Origin of the sequence: Escherichia coli DSM 30083 = JCM 1649 = ATCC 11775 (assembly GCF_003697165.2) — a bacterium.
GTDB classification, from domain to species: domain Bacteria; phylum Pseudomonadota; class Gammaproteobacteria; order Enterobacterales; family Enterobacteriaceae; genus Escherichia; species Escherichia coli.
Window position 1 is genome coordinate 1,769,943 of sequence record NZ_CP033092.2, and the last position, 17,763, is coordinate 1,787,705.

Annotated in this window: 14 protein-coding genes; 9 read left to right on the forward strand and 5 right to left on the reverse strand. The window is 50.8% G+C overall.

Features of this window, described 5'->3' with window-relative positions; translation table 11 throughout:
• On the reverse strand, nucleotides 1–858 hold the full coding sequence (nfo, locus tag EAS44_RS09495) for a deoxyribonuclease IV (protein ID WP_000873879.1): 858 nt from the start codon (nucleotides 856–858) through the stop codon (nucleotides 1–3).
• A 73-nt stretch (nucleotides 859–931) separates the two neighbouring features.
• Nucleotides 932–1,981: a YeiH family protein gene (gene yeiH / locus EAS44_RS09500; RefSeq protein WP_000182053.1), complete on the reverse strand. Its 1,050-nt coding sequence runs from the start codon at nucleotides 1,979–1,981 to the stop codon at nucleotides 932–934.
• A 98-nt stretch (nucleotides 1,982–2,079) separates the two neighbouring features.
• Between yeiH and yieE the strand changes: the two genes are divergently transcribed.
• The 3 genes from yieE (at nucleotide 2,080) to cirA (ending at nucleotide 6,918) form a co-directional block, all read left to right on the forward strand.
• The gene (yieE, locus tag EAS44_RS09505) at nucleotides 2,080–2,961 is read left to right on the forward strand and encodes a DNA-binding transcriptional regulator YeiE (RefSeq protein WP_000548294.1); all 882 of its coding nucleotides are present in this window, start codon (nucleotides 2,080–2,082) and stop codon (nucleotides 2,959–2,961) included.
• Nucleotides 2,962–3,165: 204 nt separating this feature from the next.
• Nucleotides 3,166–4,635, forward strand: a complete 1,470-nt coding sequence (lysP, locus tag EAS44_RS09510) for a lysine-specific permease (RefSeq protein WP_000534385.1) — start codon at nucleotides 3,166–3,168, stop codon at nucleotides 4,633–4,635.
• Between the two features lie 291 nt (nucleotides 4,636–4,926).
• Nucleotides 4,927–6,918 carry a catecholate siderophore receptor CirA gene (gene cirA / locus EAS44_RS09520; protein ID WP_000489277.1) on the forward strand — a complete coding sequence of 664 codons (1,992 nt, stop codon included), beginning with the start codon at nucleotides 4,927–4,929 and terminating at the stop codon, nucleotides 6,916–6,918.
• Between the two features lie 31 nt (nucleotides 6,919–6,949).
• On the opposite strand, the gene yeiG is transcribed toward cirA, so the two are convergent.
• Nucleotides 6,950–7,786 carry an S-formylglutathione hydrolase gene (gene yeiG / locus EAS44_RS09525; protein ID WP_000425456.1) on the reverse strand — a complete coding sequence of 279 codons (837 nt, stop codon included), beginning with the start codon at nucleotides 7,784–7,786 and terminating at the stop codon, nucleotides 6,950–6,952.
• Nucleotides 7,787–8,043: 257 nt separating this feature from the next.
• Between yeiG and folE the strand changes: the two genes are divergently transcribed.
• From folE to mglC, 6 genes are all read left to right on the forward strand, one after another.
• Entirely contained in the window at nucleotides 8,044–8,712 is a 669-nt protein-coding gene (folE, locus tag EAS44_RS09530; protein WP_001139613.1) for a GTP cyclohydrolase I FolE, read from the forward strand.
• A 16-nt stretch (nucleotides 8,713–8,728) separates the two neighbouring features.
• A complete protein-coding gene (gene yeiB / locus EAS44_RS09535; protein WP_000440890.1) occupies nucleotides 8,729–9,886 on the forward strand; it encodes a DUF418 domain-containing protein YeiB in 1,158 nt (385 codons plus the stop codon).
• Between the two features lie 141 nt (nucleotides 9,887–10,027).
• Entirely contained in the window at nucleotides 10,028–11,068 is a 1,041-nt protein-coding gene (gene galS / locus EAS44_RS09540) for an HTH-type transcriptional regulator GalS (protein ID WP_000628655.1), read from the forward strand.
• A gap of 279 nt (nucleotides 11,069–11,347) precedes the next feature.
• A complete protein-coding gene (gene mglB / locus EAS44_RS09545; protein ID WP_001036964.1) occupies nucleotides 11,348–12,346 on the forward strand; it encodes a galactose/glucose ABC transporter substrate-binding protein MglB in 999 nt (332 codons plus the stop codon).
• Between the two features lie 60 nt (nucleotides 12,347–12,406).
• Nucleotides 12,407–13,927, forward strand: coding sequence for a galactose/methyl galactoside ABC transporter ATP-binding protein MglA (gene mglA, locus EAS44_RS09550; protein ID WP_000255034.1), 1,521 nt, complete (start codon nucleotides 12,407–12,409; stop codon nucleotides 13,925–13,927).
• A gap of 15 nt (nucleotides 13,928–13,942) precedes the next feature.
• The gene (gene mglC / locus EAS44_RS09555) at nucleotides 13,943–14,953 is read left to right on the forward strand and encodes a galactose/methyl galactoside ABC transporter permease MglC (RefSeq protein WP_001275119.1); all 1,011 of its coding nucleotides are present in this window, start codon (nucleotides 13,943–13,945) and stop codon (nucleotides 14,951–14,953) included.
• Nucleotides 14,954–15,195: 242 nt separating this feature from the next.
• On the opposite strand, the gene preA is transcribed toward mglC, so the two are convergent.
• Both preA and preT read right to left on the reverse strand, forming a co-directional pair.
• The gene (gene preA, locus EAS44_RS09560; RefSeq protein WP_000956067.1) at nucleotides 15,196–16,431 is read right to left on the reverse strand and encodes an NAD-dependent dihydropyrimidine dehydrogenase subunit PreA; all 1,236 of its coding nucleotides are present in this window, start codon (nucleotides 16,429–16,431) and stop codon (nucleotides 15,196–15,198) included.
• A complete protein-coding gene (gene preT / locus EAS44_RS09565) occupies nucleotides 16,425–17,663 on the reverse strand; it encodes an NAD-dependent dihydropyrimidine dehydrogenase subunit PreT (protein WP_001136336.1) in 1,239 nt (412 codons plus the stop codon). The genes preA and preT overlap by 7 nt, the downstream gene beginning before the upstream one ends.
• Nucleotides 17,664–17,763: the final 100 nt, after the last annotated feature.

Here is a 17,763-nt window from a genome sequence, read left to right on the forward strand (position 1 = left end):
TCAGGCCACCGCTTTTTCAGTTTGTTGCGCTTTCAGCCAGGCGATCTCTTCTGCCCAGATATCCGGGTTGATGGTTTCAAGGATCAGCGGAATGCCGTCGAAACGGTCGTCTTGCATGATCCAGCGGAACGCATCATGACCGATATTGCCTTCGCCGAGGCTATGATGGCGGTCAACGCGGCTGCCAAAGGTGCTTTTCGCATCGTTGAGGTGCATCCCGTGCAGATACTTAAAGCCTACAATACGGGCAAAATCAGCGAACGTTTTCTCGCATTCGGCAGGAGTACGCAAATCATACCCGGCAGCGAAAGCATGGCAGGTATCAATGCAGACGCCGACGCGGGATTTATCTTCCACGCCGTCGATAATCGCCGCGAGATGTTCGAATTTAAACCCTAAGTTACTGCCCTGACCGGCGGTGTTTTCAATCACCGCGGTGACACCTTGAGTTTTATCCAGCGCAATGTTGATGGATTCGGCAATACGCGCAAGGCAATCCTCTTCTGAAATCTGCATCAGATGGCTGCCAGGGTGGAAGTTGAGCAAAGAAAGCCCCAGCTGTTCGCAACGCTGCATTTCATCTATAAAGGCATCGCGCGATTTTTCCAGAGCTTCAGCAACCGGATGTCCGAGGTTAATCAGATAACTGTCGTGGGGAAGAATTTGCGCCGATGTGTAGTGATATTTTTCACAGGCGGCTTTGAATTCATCGATGGTTTGCGTCGTGAGCGGTGCGGCACGCCACTGACGTTGGTTTTTGGTGAACAAGGCAAACGCGGTTGCGTCGATTTCGGCGGCGCGAATTGCGGCATTTGCCAGACCGCCAGCAGCACTAACGTGCGCTCCAATGTATTTCATGCGAGGACTCCTGTTAAACCCGCTGGAGGAAAACGGTAATGATAGCGGGTTAACAGGAGCAAGATGTAGTGGTTTATGCGATGACGCTTTGAATCACATAGTTAATCGCACCACCACCAACAATCAGCCAGGCAAACAGTACCAGTGCCATCAGCAGAGGTTTCGCCCCGGCTTTTTTCAGCGCGCTGACGTGAGTGGTCAGACCCAGCGCCGCCATCGCCATTGCCAGCAGGAAGGTATCCAGCGTTACCAGCATGTTCACCACGCTCTGCGGTAACAGGTGGAACGAGTTAAAGATGGCAACGACGATGAACAAGATGGCAAACCACGGAATAGTGATTTTGCTTTTCTCGCCGCTGTTCGCCCCAGACAGCTGTTTAACACGCGCCGCCAGCAGGATGAGGAACGGAGCCAGCATCATCACGCGCAGCATTTTGGAAATAACTGCTGCGTTTTCTGCATCCGGGCTGATGGCATGACCTGCCGCCACCACCTGCGCCACTTCGTGCACAGTAGAACCAATGTAGATACCGAAAGTTTCCGGACTAAACCATTGAGACATCAGCGGATATATCGCCGGGTAGAGGAAAATCGCGACGGTCCCGAAGATAACAACGGTTGCAACAGCCACGGTTACTTTACTGGCTTCTGCTTTCACTACCGGCTCAGTCGCCAGTACCGCGGCAGCACCACAGATACTGCTACCGGCACCGATCAACCAGCTGGTGTGCTTATCCAGACCAAACACTTTCTGCCCCAGGAAGCAAGCCAGCAGGAAGGTACTGGACAGCGTCAACACGTCAATGATGATCCCACTGATACCGACATCGGCAATTTGCGAGAACGTCAGACGGAAGCCATAAAGAATGATACCCAGACGTAATAAATATTGCTTGGCAAACAGCACACCACCGTCACAGCTTTTCCAGATGTGCGGGTAAATGGTGTTGCCTAAAACCATCCCCAACAAGATTGCGAGGGTGAGGGCACTAAACCCGGCACCCGCAACAGCGGGAATGGAACCACCCCACAGGGCGACCCCGGTGATAACTGCACTCAGGGCTAACCCCGGAATAAAATGCCACAGTGTACGATGTTGTTTCTGTAAGGTGATATTCGTCATAACCCTCTCCTTTAACCGGGCATAAGGTTACGACTAACTGGTTTAAAAATAAAATTGATTATATATTTATAATTAATCTTTATAAGTGGTAAGCGACTATGCACATCACCCTCCGGCAGTTGGAAGTTTTTGCAGAAGTATTGAAAAGTGGATCAACCACCCAGGCGTCGGTGATGCTGGCGTTGTCGCAATCAGCAGTGAGCGCAGCCTTGACCGACCTGGAAGGGCAGCTTGGCGTTCAACTGTTTGATCGCGTGGGGAAAAGACTGGTTGTTAATGAACACGGGCGGCTGCTCTATCCGCGAGCGTTGGCACTGCTTGAACAGGCGGTTGAAATCGAACAACTGTTTCGCGAAGACAACGGCGCGATTCGTATCTATGCCAGTAGTACCATCGGTAACTACATTCTGCCTGCAGTTATCGCCCGTTATCGCCATGATTATCCGCAGTTGCCGATTGAACTTAGCGTTGGGAATAGCCAGGACGTGATGCAAGCGGTGCTGGATTTCCGCGTTGATATTGGCTTTATTGAAGGACCGTGCCACAGCACTGAAATCATTTCTGAACCGTGGCTGGAAGACGAGCTGGTGGTTTTCGCCGCGCCGACTTCGCCGTTGGCTCGTGGTCCGGTCACCTTAGAACAGCTGGCCGCTGCGCCGTGGATCCTGCGTGAACGCGGTTCCGGCACGCGGGAGATTGTCGATTATCTGTTGCTGTCACATTTACCGAAGTTTGAGATGGCGATGGAATTAGGTAACTCCGAGGCAATCAAACATGCGGTGCGTCATGGGTTGGGAATTAGTTGCCTGTCGCGACGGGTGATTGAAGATCAATTGCAGGCAGGCACATTAAGTGAAGTTGCGGTCCCTCTGCCGCGCCTGATGCGTACGTTGTGGCGTATACATCATCGGCAAAAACACCTTTCCAACGCGCTACGGCGCTTTCTGGACTATTGCGATCCCGCGAATGTACCGCGTTAAGGTGCTGTACAAGAACATGCTGGTGCTGTGTCGATTTCGTGACGCAGCGCCCTCAGCATGCATTCGCCAGAAAAGAGATTGGCTGCTTTACTTATAATCCCTGGGCGATCATGAAGGTGTCTTATAACCGTGTATTTCTGCCGGAAGGATTGCCAATCGTCTGCTACAATCGCGCCTCATTTTTAAGATGGATAGCATTTTTGTATGGGTTCCGAAACTAAAACTACAGAAGCGCCGGGCTTACGCCGTGAATTGAAGGCGCGTCACCTGACGATGATTGCCATTGGCGGTTCCATCGGTACAGGTCTTTTTGTTGCCTCTGGCGCAACGATTTCTCAGGCAGGTCCGGGCGGGGCATTGCTCTCGTATATGCTGATTGGCCTGATGGTTTACTTCCTGATGACCAGTCTCGGTGAACTGGCTGCATATATGCCGGTTTCCGGTTCGTTTGCCACTTACGGTCAGAACTATGTTGAAGAAGGCTTTGGCTTCGCGCTGGGCTGGAACTACTGGTACAACTGGGCGGTGACTATTGCCGTTGACCTGGTTGCAGCACAGCTGGTCATGAGCTGGTGGTTCCCGGATACACCGGGCTGGATCTGGAGTGCGTTGTTCCTCGGCGTTATCTTCCTGTTGAACTACATCTCTGTTCGCGGCTTTGGTGAAGCGGAATACTGGTTCTCACTGATCAAAGTCACGACAGTTATTGTCTTTATCATCGTTGGCGTGCTGATGATTATCGGTATCTTCAAAGGCGCGCAGCCTGCGGGCTGGAGCAACTGGACAATCGGCGAAGCGCCGTTTGCTGGTGGTTTTGCGGCGATGATCGGCGTAGCTATGATTGTCGGCTTCTCTTTCCAGGGAACCGAGCTGATCGGTATTGCTGCAGGCGAGTCCGAAGATCCGGCGAAAAACATTCCACGCGCGGTACGTCAGGTATTCTGGCGAATCCTGTTGTTCTATGTGTTCGCGATCCTGATTATCAGCCTGATTATTCCGTATACCGATCCGAGCCTGCTGCGTAACGATGTTAAAGACATCAGCGTCAGTCCGTTCACCCTGGTGTTCCAGCACGCGGGTCTGCTCTCTGCGGCGGCGGTGATGAACGCAGTTATTCTGACGGCGGTGCTGTCAGCAGGTAACTCCGGTATGTATGCGTCTACTCGTATGCTGTATACCCTGGCGTGTGACGGTAAAGCGCCGCGCATTTTCGCTAAACTGTCGCGTGGTGGCGTGCCGCGTAATGCGCTGTATGCGACGACGGTGATTGCCGGTTTGTGCTTCCTGACCTCCATGTTTGGCAACCAGACGGTATACCTGTGGCTGCTGAACACCTCCGGGATGACGGGCTTTATCGCCTGGCTGGGGATTGCCATTAGCCACTATCGTTTCCGTCGCGGGTACGTATTGCAGGGACACGACATTAACGATCTGCCGTACCGTTCAGGTTTCTTCCCAATGGGGCCGATCTTCGCATTCATTCTGTGTCTGATTATCACTTTGGGCCAGAACTACGAAGCGTTCCTGAAAGATACCATTGACTGGGGCGGCGTAGCGGCAACGTATATTGGTATCCCGCTGTTCCTGATTATTTGGTTCGGCTATAAGCTGATTAAAGGAACTCACTTCGTACGCTACAGCGAAATGAAGTTCCCGCAGAACGATAAGAAATAAGTTTCCTCCCTTCCTTGCTAAGCCCTCTCAACCGAGAGGGCTTTTTCAATTCCATTTCCCTGACAAATCATGCGGATATAAAATTTAACATTTGGATTGATAATTGTTATCGTTTGCATTATCGTTACGCCGCAATCAAAAAAGGCTGACAAATCAGAGGCTGTTCCGGCTTTCTGGGATGATCACCTGCATACAAATAAGTCCACCGCGATGCTGCCGTACGCAAGGGGACGTAAAGAAGATGTGAGCGATACCCATTTTATTTTCGTAGTTACCTCATGGAGATATGGAATGTTTAGGTTGAACCCTTTCGTACGGGTCGGGCTGTGTTTGTCCGCTATTTCTTGTGCATGGCCTGTGTTAGCGGTCGATGATGATGGCGAAACGATGGTTGTCACTGCATCTTCCGTTGAACAAAACCTTAAAGATGCTCCCGCCAGTATCAGCGTCATTACCCAGGAAGACCTGCAGCGAAAACCGGTACAGAATCTGAAGGATGTCCTCAAAGAAGTGCCTGGCGTACAACTGACGAACGAAGGGGATAACCGTAAGGGCGTAAGTATTCGTGGTCTGGACAGCAGCTACACCCTGATTCTTGTCGACGGTAAACGCGTTAACTCCCGCAATGCCGTCTTCCGCCACAATGATTTCGATCTGAACTGGATCCCGGTCGATTCCATCGAACGTATTGAAGTGGTCCGTGGCCCGATGTCGTCGCTGTACGGTTCCGATGCGCTCGGCGGTGTAGTGAATATCATCACCAAAAAAATCGGTCAGAAATGGTCGGGCACCGTTACCGTCGATACCACCGTTCAGGAACATCGCGATCGCGGTGATACCTATAACGGTCAATTCTTTACCAGCGGACCATTAATTGACGGCGTGCTGGGAATGAAAGCTTACGGCAGCCTGGCAAAACGTGAAAAGGATGACCCGCAAAACTCAACGACCACCGATACCGGAGAAACGCCGCGTATTGAAGGATTCTCCAGCCGCGACGGCAATGTCGAATTTGCCTGGACACCGAATCAAAATCACGATTTTACTGCCGGATACGGTTTCGACCGTCAGGATCGTGATTCCGACTCGCTGGACAAAAACCGCCTGGAACGCCAGAACTACTCCGTCAGCCATAATGGGCGTTGGGATTACGGCACCAGCGAACTGAAATACTACGGTGAGAAAGTCGAGAACAAAAACCCTGGCAACAGCAGCCCGATAACTTCCGAAAGCAATACGGTCGACGGCAAATACACGTTGCCGCTGACGGCGATTAATCAGTTTCTCACGGTTGGCGGTGAATGGCGTCACGACAAACTTAGCGATGCGGTGAACCTGACCGGGGGAACCAGCTCCAAAACGTCTGCCAGCCAGTACGCGCTGTTTGTGGAAGATGAATGGCGGATCTTCGAGCCGCTGGCGCTGACGACCGGCGTGCGTATGGACGATCACGAAACCTACGGTGAACACTGGAGTCCGCGTGCCTACCTGGTTTATAACGCCACCGACACCGTAACGGTGAAAGGGGGCTGGGCGACGGCATTTAAAGCCCCTTCTCTGTTGCAACTTAGCCCTGACTGGACGAGCAATTCCTGCCGTGGCGCATGTAAGATTGTGGGTAGCCCGGATCTGAAACCAGAAACCAGCGAAAGTTGGGAGCTGGGGCTTTACTACATGGGTGAAGAAGGCTGGCTGGAAGGGGTTGAATCCAGCGTTACCGTTTTCCGTAACGATGTGAAAGATCGTATCAGCATTAGCCGTACGTCTGACGTCAATGCTGCACCGGGCTACCAAAACTTTGTCGGTTTTGAGACGGGCGCTAACGGACGGCGCATACCGGTATTTAGCTACTACAACGTTAACAAAGCTCGTATTCAGGGCGTGGAAACCGAACTGAAAATTCCGTTCAACGATGAATGGAAACTGTCGATCAACTACACCTACAACGATGGTCGTGATGTCAGCAACGGCGAAAACAAACCGCTATCCGATCTGCCGTTCCATACTGCTAACGGTACGCTGGACTGGAAACCGCTGGCGCTGGAAGACTGGTCATTCTATGTTTCTGGTCACTATACCGGGCAGAAACGCGCCGACAGCGCGACGGCTAAAACACCGGGCGGTTATACCATCTGGAATACCGGCGCGGCCTGGCAGGTGACTAAAGACGTCAAACTGCGCGCAGGCGTGCTGAACCTTGGCGACAAGGATCTCAGTCGTGACGACTACAGCTATAACGAAGACGGACGTCGTTACTTTATGGCAGTGGATTATCGCTTCTGATGAGAAGATGCCCGGCGAACCGGGCGGACTTTCACTTCAGTAAATACTGCGCATGGAAGCGCAGGTGATCCTCTATAAAAGAGGCGATGAAGTAGTAACTGTGATCATATCCCGGCTGAATACGCAGCGTCATCGGCCACGCTTTCTGGCGCGCGGCTTCTGCCAGTACTGCAGGTTGCAGTTGGTCAGCAAGAAACTGATCATTATCACCCTGATCAATAAGCGTCGGGATTGCATCCTGCGCGTTACTGGCATACATCAACGCGCAACTGTCCCATTCCAGCCATGCATTTTTGTCCTCACCTAAATAAGTGCTAAACGCTTTGATTCCCCACGGGACGCTGCACGGATTCACAATTGGCGCAAAGGCGGAAACGCTGGTGTATTTACCCGGATTTTTCAGCGCCATAATCAGTGCACCGTGACCACCCATGGAATGACCGCTAATGGCGCAGCGGTCGCTGACATTAAATTGCGACTGAATCAGCGCCGGTAATTCATCGCGCAGATAATCATACATCCGGTAATGTGTCGCCCACGGTGGTTGCGTGGCGTTAAGATAAAACCCCGCGCCCTGGCCTAAATCGTAGCCATCGTCGTTGGCAACCTGTTCGCCGCGCGGGCTGGTGTCTGGCATCACCAGTACAATCCCCAGTTCCGCCGCCACGCGCTGGGCACCCGCCTTGGTGGTGAAGTTCTCGTCATTGCAGGTTAATCCGGAAAGCCAGTACAGCACTGGTGGCGGGGTGTGATCACGAGGTGGTGGGAGAAAGATACTGAACGTCATCGGGCAGTTTAAGGTACTGGAGTCGTGTCGCCAGCGTTGCTGCCAGCCTTCAAAACAGCGGTGCTCTTCGAGCATTTCCATGCGTGGCTCCTTGTTGTGTTGTTTGCAATTTCTTCATCATACCGTTTATTCAATGTGCTGTGAGTAACTTTCACTTCCGTATTTGCATAACGATGTTTTAACATCTGCTGATGAAAGGCAGCGGCAATTACAATAATTATCGCTGTGAATACTGGATTATGTGCGCCGCCTCACGCACAATAATCAGGCTGTAAATCAGCTTAATAACTTTGCCCCCACGCAGGGCGGAGGCGTCACACCTGCAGGAGAAATCATAAATGCCATCACTCAGTAAAGAAGCGGCCCTGGTTCATGAAGCGTTAGTTGCGCGAGGACTGGAAACACCGCTGCGCCCGCCCGTGCATGAAATGGATAACGAAACGCGCAAAAGCCTTATTGCTGGTCATATGACCGAAATCATGCAGCTGCTGAATCTCGACCTGGCTGATGACAGTTTGATGGAAACGCCGCATCGCATCGCTAAAATGTATGTCGATGAAATTTTCTCCGGTCTGGATTACGCCAATTTCCCGAAAATCACCCTCATTGAAAACAAAATGAAGGTCGATGAAATGGTCACCGTGCGCGATATCACTCTGACCAGCACCTGTGAACACCATTTTGTTACCATCGATGGCAAAGCGACGGTGGCCTATATCCCGAAAGATTCGGTCATTGGTCTGTCAAAAATTAACCGTATTGTGCAGTTCTTTGCCCAGCGTCCGCAGGTGCAGGAACGTCTGACGCAGCAAATTCTCATTGCGCTACAAACGCTGCTGGGCACCAATAATGTGGCTGTCTCTATCGACGCGGTGCATTACTGCGTGAAGGCGCGTGGCATCCGCGATGCAACCAGTGCCACGACAACGACCTCTCTTGGTGGATTGTTCAAATCCAGTCAGAATACGCGCCACGAGTTTCTGCGCGCTGTGCGTCATCACAACTGATAAAAAGGCAGGAACCGTGGAGCGCAACGTCACGCTCGATTTTGTTCGCGGCGTCGCCATTCTGGGGATCCTGCTATTAAACATCAGCGCCTTTGGGCTACCAAAGGCGGCTTATCTCAATCCCGCCTGGTACGGCGCTATTACGCCACAGGATGCATGGACCTGGGCATTTCTCGATCTCATCGGCCAGGTGAAATTCCTCACGCTTTTTGCGCTGTTGTTTGGTGCGGGCCTGCAAATGTTGCTGCCCCGTGGCAGACGATGGATCCAGTCGCGGTTAACGCTGTTAGTCTTGCTGGGCTTTATTCACGGTTTATTGTTCTGGGACGGCGATATTCTGCTGGCTTACGGGCTGGTGGGCTTAATCTGCTGGCGGCTGGTGCGCGATGCGCCATCGGTAAAAAGCCTGTTTAATACCGGCGTCATGCTTTATCTGGTGGGGCTTGGCGTTTTGCTGTTATTGGGGTTGATTTCCGATAGCCAGACCAGCCGCGCCTGGACACCTGATGCATCGGCTATTTTGTATGAAAAGCACTGGAAACTTCACGGTGGTGTTGAAGCGATCAGTAATCGTGCCGATGGTGTTGGCAACAGTTTACTGGCACTGGGCGCACAGTATGGCTGGCAACTGGCAGGGATGATGCTCATTGGTGCCGCATTGATGCGCAGTGGCTGGCTGAAAGGGCAGTTCAGCTTACGTCACTATCGTCGTACTGGTTTTGTGCTGGTGGCGATTGGAGTGATCATTAACCTTCCTGCCATCGCCCTGCAATGGCGACTGGACTGGGCGTATCGTTGGTGCGCCTTCTTACTTCAGATGCCGCGGGAACTGAGTGCGCCGTTTCAGGCGATTGGCTATGCGTCGCTGTTTTATGGCTTCTGGCCGCAATTAAGCCGCTTTAAGCTGGTGCTGGCAATCGCCTGTGTCGGACGGATGGCACTGACCAACTATCTATTGCAAACGCTGATTTGTACTACGCTTTTTTACCACCTCGGTTTGTTTATGCAGTTTGACCGTCTGGAGCTGCTGGCGTTTGTTATTCCGGTATGGTTGGCGAATATCTTCTTCTCTGTTATCTGGCTGCGTTACTTCCGCCAGGGGCCGGTGGAATGGCTCTGGCGTCAGTTAACTTTGCGTGCTGCCGGACCGACAATATCTAAAACATCAAGATAACGATCTGGATCACATTCGTTAACAAAACGGCTGTAACCGTTTCCATTGCTGTGACTCGATTCACGAAGTCCTGTATTCAGTGCTGACAAAATAGCCGCCAGCAAGCAGTCATTTACTGCAATCTCATAACAGGTAGTGAATATGATCACCATTCGTGATGTAGCGCGTCAGGCTGGCGTCTCTGTGGCAACGGTTTCCCGGGTGCTCAATAACAGCACGCTGGTCAGTGCCGATACGCGTGAGGCAGTAATGAAAGCTGTGAGTGAGCTGGATTATCGGCCAAACGCCAATGCCCAGGCGCTGGCAACTCAGGTTAGCGATACCATTGGCGTGGTGGTGATGGACGTTTCTGATGCGTTTTTCGGCGCGCTGGTAAAAGCGGTGGATCTGGTCGCCCAGCAGCATCAGAAATACGTGCTAATCGGCAATAGCTATCATGAAGCGGAAAAAGAGCGTCACGCCATTGAGGTGTTAATTCGCCAGCGTTGTAATGCGTTGATTGTTCACTCAAAAGCATTGAGTGACGATGAACTGGCACAATTTATGGATAACATTCCCGGTATGGTGTTAATCAACCGCGTTGTGCCGGGGTACGCCCATCGTTGCGTTTGCCTGGATAATCTCAGCGGTGCCCGAATGGCGACGCGCATGTTGCTGAATAACGGTCATCAACGTATTGGTTATCTTTCTTCCAGCCACGGCATTGAAGATGACGCCATGCGTAAAGCAGGCTGGATGAGTGCGTTGAAAGAGCAGGATATTATTCCGCCGGAAAGCTGGATTGGCACTGGCACGCCGGACATGCCGGGCGGTGAGGCGGCGATGGTTGAACTGCTGGGGCGCAATCTACAACTAACCGCTGTATTTGCTTACAACGACAATATGGCCGCTGGCGCACTGACAGCATTAAAAGATAATGGCATTGCGATTCCGTTACATCTCTCAATCATTGGTTTCGATGATATTCCCATCGCCCGTTACACCGACCCGCAATTAACGACTGTGCGTTATCCCATTGCTTCAATGGCTAAATTAGCTACCGAACTGGCCTTGCAGGGGGCAGCAGACAATATTGATCCTCGTGCCAGCCACTGTTTTATGCCGACGTTAGTGCGTCGCCATTCTGTCGCAACACGCCAGAATGCGGCGGCGATCACTAACTCAACAAATCAGGCGATGTAACCGCTTTCAATCTGTGAGTGATTTCACAGTATCTTAACAATGTGATGGCTATGATTGCACCGTTTTAACGTTGTAACCCGTATGTAACAGTGAATAATCACTTTCACCGAGGTAATAGCGTCATAACAACAATTAAAGCCGTTTTCTGGAGCGTTACCGGGCATGGAAGAACGAATTTTAAAAAGTGAGCTTCGGCGTTCAGTAACACTTCATTAACTCTACTGCCCCGCCGAGCATTTATCTCAAGCACTACCCTGCATAAGAAAAACCGGAGATACCATGAATAAGAAGGTGTTAACCCTGTCTGCTGTGATGGCCAGCATGTTATTCGGTGCCGCTGCACACGCTGCTGATACTCGCATTGGTGTAACAATCTATAAGTACGACGATAACTTTATGTCTGTAGTGCGCAAGGCTATTGAGCAAGATGCGAAAGCCGCGCCAGATGTTCAGCTGCTGATGAATGATTCTCAGAATGACCAGTCCAAGCAGAACGATCAGATCGACGTATTGCTGGCGAAAGGGGTGAAGGCACTGGCAATCAACCTGGTTGACCCGGCAGCTGCGGGTACGGTGATTGAGAAAGCGCGTGGGCAAAACGTGCCGGTGGTTTTCTTCAACAAAGAACCGTCTCGTAAGGCGCTGGATAGCTACGACAAAGCCTACTACGTTGGCACTGACTCCAAAGAGTCCGGCATTATTCAGGGCGATTTGATTGCTAAACACTGGGCGGCGAATCAGGGTTGGGATCTGAACAAAGACGGTCAGATTCAATTCGTACTGCTGAAAGGTGAGCCGGGGCATCCGGATGCAGAAGCACGTACCACTTACGTGATTAAAGAATTGAACGACAAAGGCATTAAAACTGAACAGTTACAGTTAGATACCGCTATGTGGGATACCGCTCAGGCGAAAGATAAGATGGACGCCTGGCTGTCTGGCCCGAACGCCAACAAAATCGAGGTGGTTATCGCCAACAACGACGCGATGGCAATGGGCGCGGTAGAAGCACTGAAAGCACACAATAAGTCCAGCATTCCGGTGTTTGGCGTCGATGCGCTGCCAGAAGCGCTGGCGCTGGTGAAATCCGGTGCACTGGCGGGCACCGTACTGAACGATGCTAACAACCAGGCGAAAGCGACCTTTGATCTGGCGAAAAACCTGGCCGATGGCAAAGGTGCGGCTGATGGCACCAACTGGAAAATCGACAACAAAGTGGTCCGCGTACCTTATGTTGGCGTAGATAAAGACAACCTGGCTGAATTCAGCAAGAAATAAGACTGATTGGGCGCAGTCGTTTACTGCGCCCTTATTGTATGGCCAACAAGGTAAAATTATATGGTCAGCTCAACGACTCCGTCTTCCGGGGAATACTTGTTGGAAATGAGCGGTATCAACAAGTCTTTTCCTGGTGTTAAGGCACTTGATAACGTTAATTTAAAAGTCCGACCACATTCTATCCATGCATTAATGGGGGAAAACGGTGCAGGAAAATCGACATTATTAAAATGCCTGTTTGGTATTTATCAAAAAGACTCCGGCACCATTTTATTCCAGGGTAAAGAGATCGATTTCCATTCCGCCAAAGAAGCACTGGAAAATGGTATTTCGATGGTACACCAGGAGTTAAACCTGGTATTACAACGTTCGGTGATGGACAACATGTGGCTGGGGCGATATCCCACCAAAGGCATGTTTGTCGATCAGGACAAAATGTACCGCGAAACCAAAGCGATTTTTGATGAACTGGATATTGATATCGATCCGCGTGCGCGCGTCGGTACATTATCTGTTTCGCAAATGCAGATGATCGAAATTGCCAAAGCGTTTTCCTATAACGCGAAAATTGTGATTATGGATGAACCGACTTCTTCGTTAACCGAAAAAGAGGTCAATCATCTGTTCACTATTATTCGTAAATTAAAAGAGCGCGGCTGCGGTATTGTTTATATCTCGCATAAAATGGAAGAAATCTTCCAGTTATGTGATGAAGTTACCGTATTGCGCGACGGTCAGTGGATCGCTACCGAACCGCTGGCAGGGCTGACGATGGACAAGATCATCGCCATGATGGTTGGGCGTTCTCTTAACCAGCGTTTCCCTGACAAAGAAAACAAGCCGGGCGAAGTGATTCTGGAAGTGCGTAACCTGACGTCGCTGCGCCAGCCGTCGATTCGCGATGTCTCGTTTGATCTGCATAAAGGGGAGATTCTCGGTATAGCCGGTCTGGTGGGAGCGAAACGTACCGATATTGTTGAGACGTTATTTGGTATTCGCGAGAAATCGGCTGGCACCATTACGTTGCACGGCAAAAAGATCAATAACCATAATGCCAACGAAGCCATAAACCACGGATTTGCACTGGTAACTGAAGAGCGCCGCTCAACGGGAATTTATGCCTATCTGGATATTGGCTTTAACTCGTTAATTTCCAATATCCGCAACTATAAAAATAAAGTTGGTTTACTGGATAACTCGCGGATGAAAAGCGATACCCAGTGGGTGATTGATTCAATGCGGGTAAAAACACCGGGGCATCGGACGCAAATTGGTTCGCTCTCCGGTGGTAATCAGCAAAAAGTGATTATTGGTCGCTGGCTGTTAACGCAACCAGAAATATTAATGCTCGATGAACCGACACGCGGTATTGATGTTGGGGCTAAGTTTGAGATTTATCAGTTAATTGCCGAACTGGCGAAGAAAGGCAAGGGGATTATTATTATCTCCTCCGAAATGCCAGAGTTGTTAGGGATAACAGACCGTATTCTGGTCATGAGCAATGGTCTCGTTTCCGGAATTGTCGATACAAAAACAACAACGCAAAGCGAAATTCTGCGTCTTGCGTCTTTGCACCTTTAAGATTAGGGGCTTCCCATGAGTGCGTTAAATAAGAAAAGTTTTCTTACTTACCTGAAAGAGGGCGGTATTTACGTCGTTCTTTTAGTTTTGCTGGCGATTATTATTTTCCAGGACCCAACATTTTTAAGTCTGTTGAACTTAAGTAATATTCTCACCCAGTCATCGGTGCGTATTATTATCGCGCTTGGTGTGGCAGGGTTAATTGTCACCCAGGGGACTGACCTTTCCGCAGGTCGCCAGGTGGGGCTGGCGGCAGTAGTAGCAGCGACGTTATTGCAGTCCATGGATAACGCCAACAAAGTGTTCCCGGAAATGGCGACGATGCCGATTGCGCTGGTTATTCTGATTGTCTGTGCCATTGGTGCGGTTATCGGTTTGATCAACGGGCTGATTATCGCCTATCTCAACGTGACGCCGTTCATTACCACGCTCGGCACGATGATTATCGTCTACGGCATTAACTCGCTCTATTACGACTTTGTCGGGGCGTCGCCAATTTCCGGTTTTGACAGCGGCTTCTCTACCTTTGCTCAGGGCTTTGTCGCGCTGGGGAGTTTCCGTCTCTCTTACATCACCTTCTACGCGTTGATTGCGGTGGTGTTTGTCTGGGTGTTATGGAACAAAACCCGCTTCGGCAAGAACATTTTTGCCATTGGCGGTAACCCGGAAGCGGCGAAAGTATCTGGTGTCAACGTCGGCCTGAACCTGCTGATGATTTACGCGTTGTCTGGTGTGTTCTATGCCTTCGGCGGGATGTTAGAAGCCGGACGTATCGGCTCAGCCACCAACAACCTCGGCTTTATGTATGAGCTGGATGCTATCGCGGCGTGCGTGGTAGGCGGCGTATCGTTCAGCGGCGGTGTGGGGACGGTAATTGGTGTGGTGACCGGGGTGATTATTTTTACCGTCATCAACTATGGTCTGACGTACATCGGCGTAAACCCGTACTGGCAGTACATCATCAAAGGGGCGATTATTATCTTCGCCGTGGCGCTGGATTCACTGAAATACGCGCGTAAGAAGTGATGTGAATGTGGTTCGCATCCGGTCAGAAATGCACATAACATCATGAGTTGTATGGTTTTGTATGCCGGATAAGGCGTTTACGCCGCATCCGGCGACAGGAACCAAATGCCGGATGCAACGCTGGCGCGTTTTATCCGGCCTACAATGAGCACAACATACTGATTTATATTGTTTTGTATGCCGGGTAAGGCGTTCACGCCGCATCCGGCGACAGGAACTAAATGCCGGATGCGTCGCTGGTTTTACAACGTTACCGGGTGTTCTTTCTCGCCTTTCTTAAACTTCACTTCCCCAAGATCAATACAACCTACCGGGCAGACATGACCACAAAGCAGACAACCCACGCATTTCTCGGTATTACAATGCGGTGTGCGGGTTTTCTCGCTCCATTCCATCGCCTGGTGACCGCCGTCGTAACAGGAAATATAACAGCGTCCACAGCCAACACATTTATCAAGATTGATATGGGGATAGACAATATAACTGCGGTCTAAATCTTCCGCCGGGACAATATTGTGATTCGCCAGACCCACCATCTCCTGCAACGAATCAAACCCTTGATCGGCGAGATAATGCGACAACCCGCTTGCCATATCTTCCACTATCCGATACCCGTACTGCATAATGCCGGTGGTCACCTGCAACGTCGCTGCGCCGAGCAATAAAAACTCCGCCGCATCTTCCCAGGTTTCAATGCCGCCGATACCGCTGATCGGGAAATCGCGCAGTTCTGGATGGGTGCGCATTTGCTGAATAAAGCGTAGGGCGATCGGTTTTACCGCTTTACCGGAATATCCGGAAATACTCGATTTACCGTTAACGATCGGCATACCAATTTTCTGATTAAGATCGATATTGGTGATGGATTTAACGGTGTTAATCGCCGCAATGCCATCTGCGCCGCCGCGCTTCGCCGCCAGCGCCACTTCGCACATATCACCAATATTCGGCGTCATCTTCGCCAGCATTGGCAGCGTGGAACCACGTTTTACTGCCCGACAATATTTTTCTACCAGCTCCGGGCTTTGCCCGACATCGCTACCCATCGCATGAGAAGTCATTTGCGGACAGGAGAAGTTACACTCGATCATATCCGCGCCAGCTTCTTGCACCAGACGCGCCAGCTCTTCCCATTGCTGCTCATTTTCGCCCATGATTGAAGCGATCAATACTTTGTCCGGGTAATCTTCTTTCAGCCGACGCAGGGCGGCCAGATTCTCTTCCAACGGATGTTCAGCAATCTGCTCCATATTTTTGAAGCCGATAAAACCGGTATCTTCTTTCACCAGATGATCAAAACGCGGCGAGACTTCGTTGGCGATAAAAAAACCGATCGTTTTAAACACCACGCCGCCCCAACCTGTGTCGTAGGCTTTGGCGCACATCTCATAGCAGTTGCCTACCGGCGAAGAAGAAAGGCAGAACGGGTTGGGAAACTTCACGCCGCAAAAAGTAATCGAAAGATCTTTCGTTAACATGAGCAAGCTCCCTCTAAATAGTGATGAATCGCCCCGGCGGCTTCTTTCCCGGTTTTCACTGCATAGACCACGGTTTTGTCACCCTCAACAATATCGCCAGCAGCAAAGACTTGCGGGTCGCGGGTCTGGTAATGTTGCGTTTCGATGGTGTTACGTTGCGGTTCCAGTGCGGAAAAAGCAGCAAGTTCGGCATGTTGACCTACAGCGAGAATAATTTTGTCCGCCGCTATCGTTAGTTCACCCGGTAAACGAACATGCTTAAAGGTGACTTTATTGCCTTCCACGGCTACTGGTGTAAATCCATCGATGATCGAAACGCCCAGCTCTCTGGCGCTGGTAAACTCTTTTTCGCTTGCCGGAAACTCATCTAACTCTTCACGCGCTACGCAGGTTACCGCCTGACAGCCGAGAACTTTCAGCGTGCTGGCTACGTCCATCGCGACATCACCGCCGCCGATAATTAATGCGCTTTGTGGAATGCTGATATCGCCTTGCGCCTGTCGTGCACGTTGCAGGAAGTCGACGGCAATCTCAACGTCGCTATGCTCAAACAGCGATAACCCGGAACCGCTCGATAACCCTACGGTGACCAGTACCGCGCGGTTTTCCGCTTTCAGCTGCTCCAGGGTAAGTGTTTTACCGATTTCGTTATTGCACTTAATGGTCACGCCCATTTTTTCTATACGGGCGATTTCTGCATCCAGCACCGATTGCGGTAACCGGAATTGCGGAATGCCGTTACGCAACCAGCCACCGGGTTGTGCTTCTTTCTCATAGATCGTGACGTCATAACCCTGGTTTGTCAGCGTCACACTGGCCTGCAATCCGGCAGGACCTGCGCCAATAATGGCGACTTTGCCGAGCGTTTTAGTACCGGGCTGATAAATTTCCATCCCAGTTTGTTGTTCAAAATCAGTAACAAAACGCTGTAAGCGACCGATATCAATGGGAGCATCAACACCGGCACGTGTACAACCGCTTTGGCATAATTTCTCCGTCGGGCACACTCTGGCACAAACGGCACCGAGGGCATTATTTTCGCGAATTGTCTCGGCAGCGCCTTTAAAATTACGAAAGTAGATTGAGCGAATAAATTTCCCCGGATCGGTCTGTGCCGGGCAAGCCTGACTACAGGGAGCGTCATGACATAATAAACAGCGAGAGGCTTCTTTAATCGCCAGTAAAGGCGTAAAAGCCGGAGTGAGTTCATCCAGATAATTTTGTTGCGGCATGTGATCTTCCTTAATGCTATGAGTAATTAAGGCGAACGCTAAATAAATATTGCGTGCTGATATTAAGGCTATGCGCGTGGGGAAATTTAAACTGTGAAAG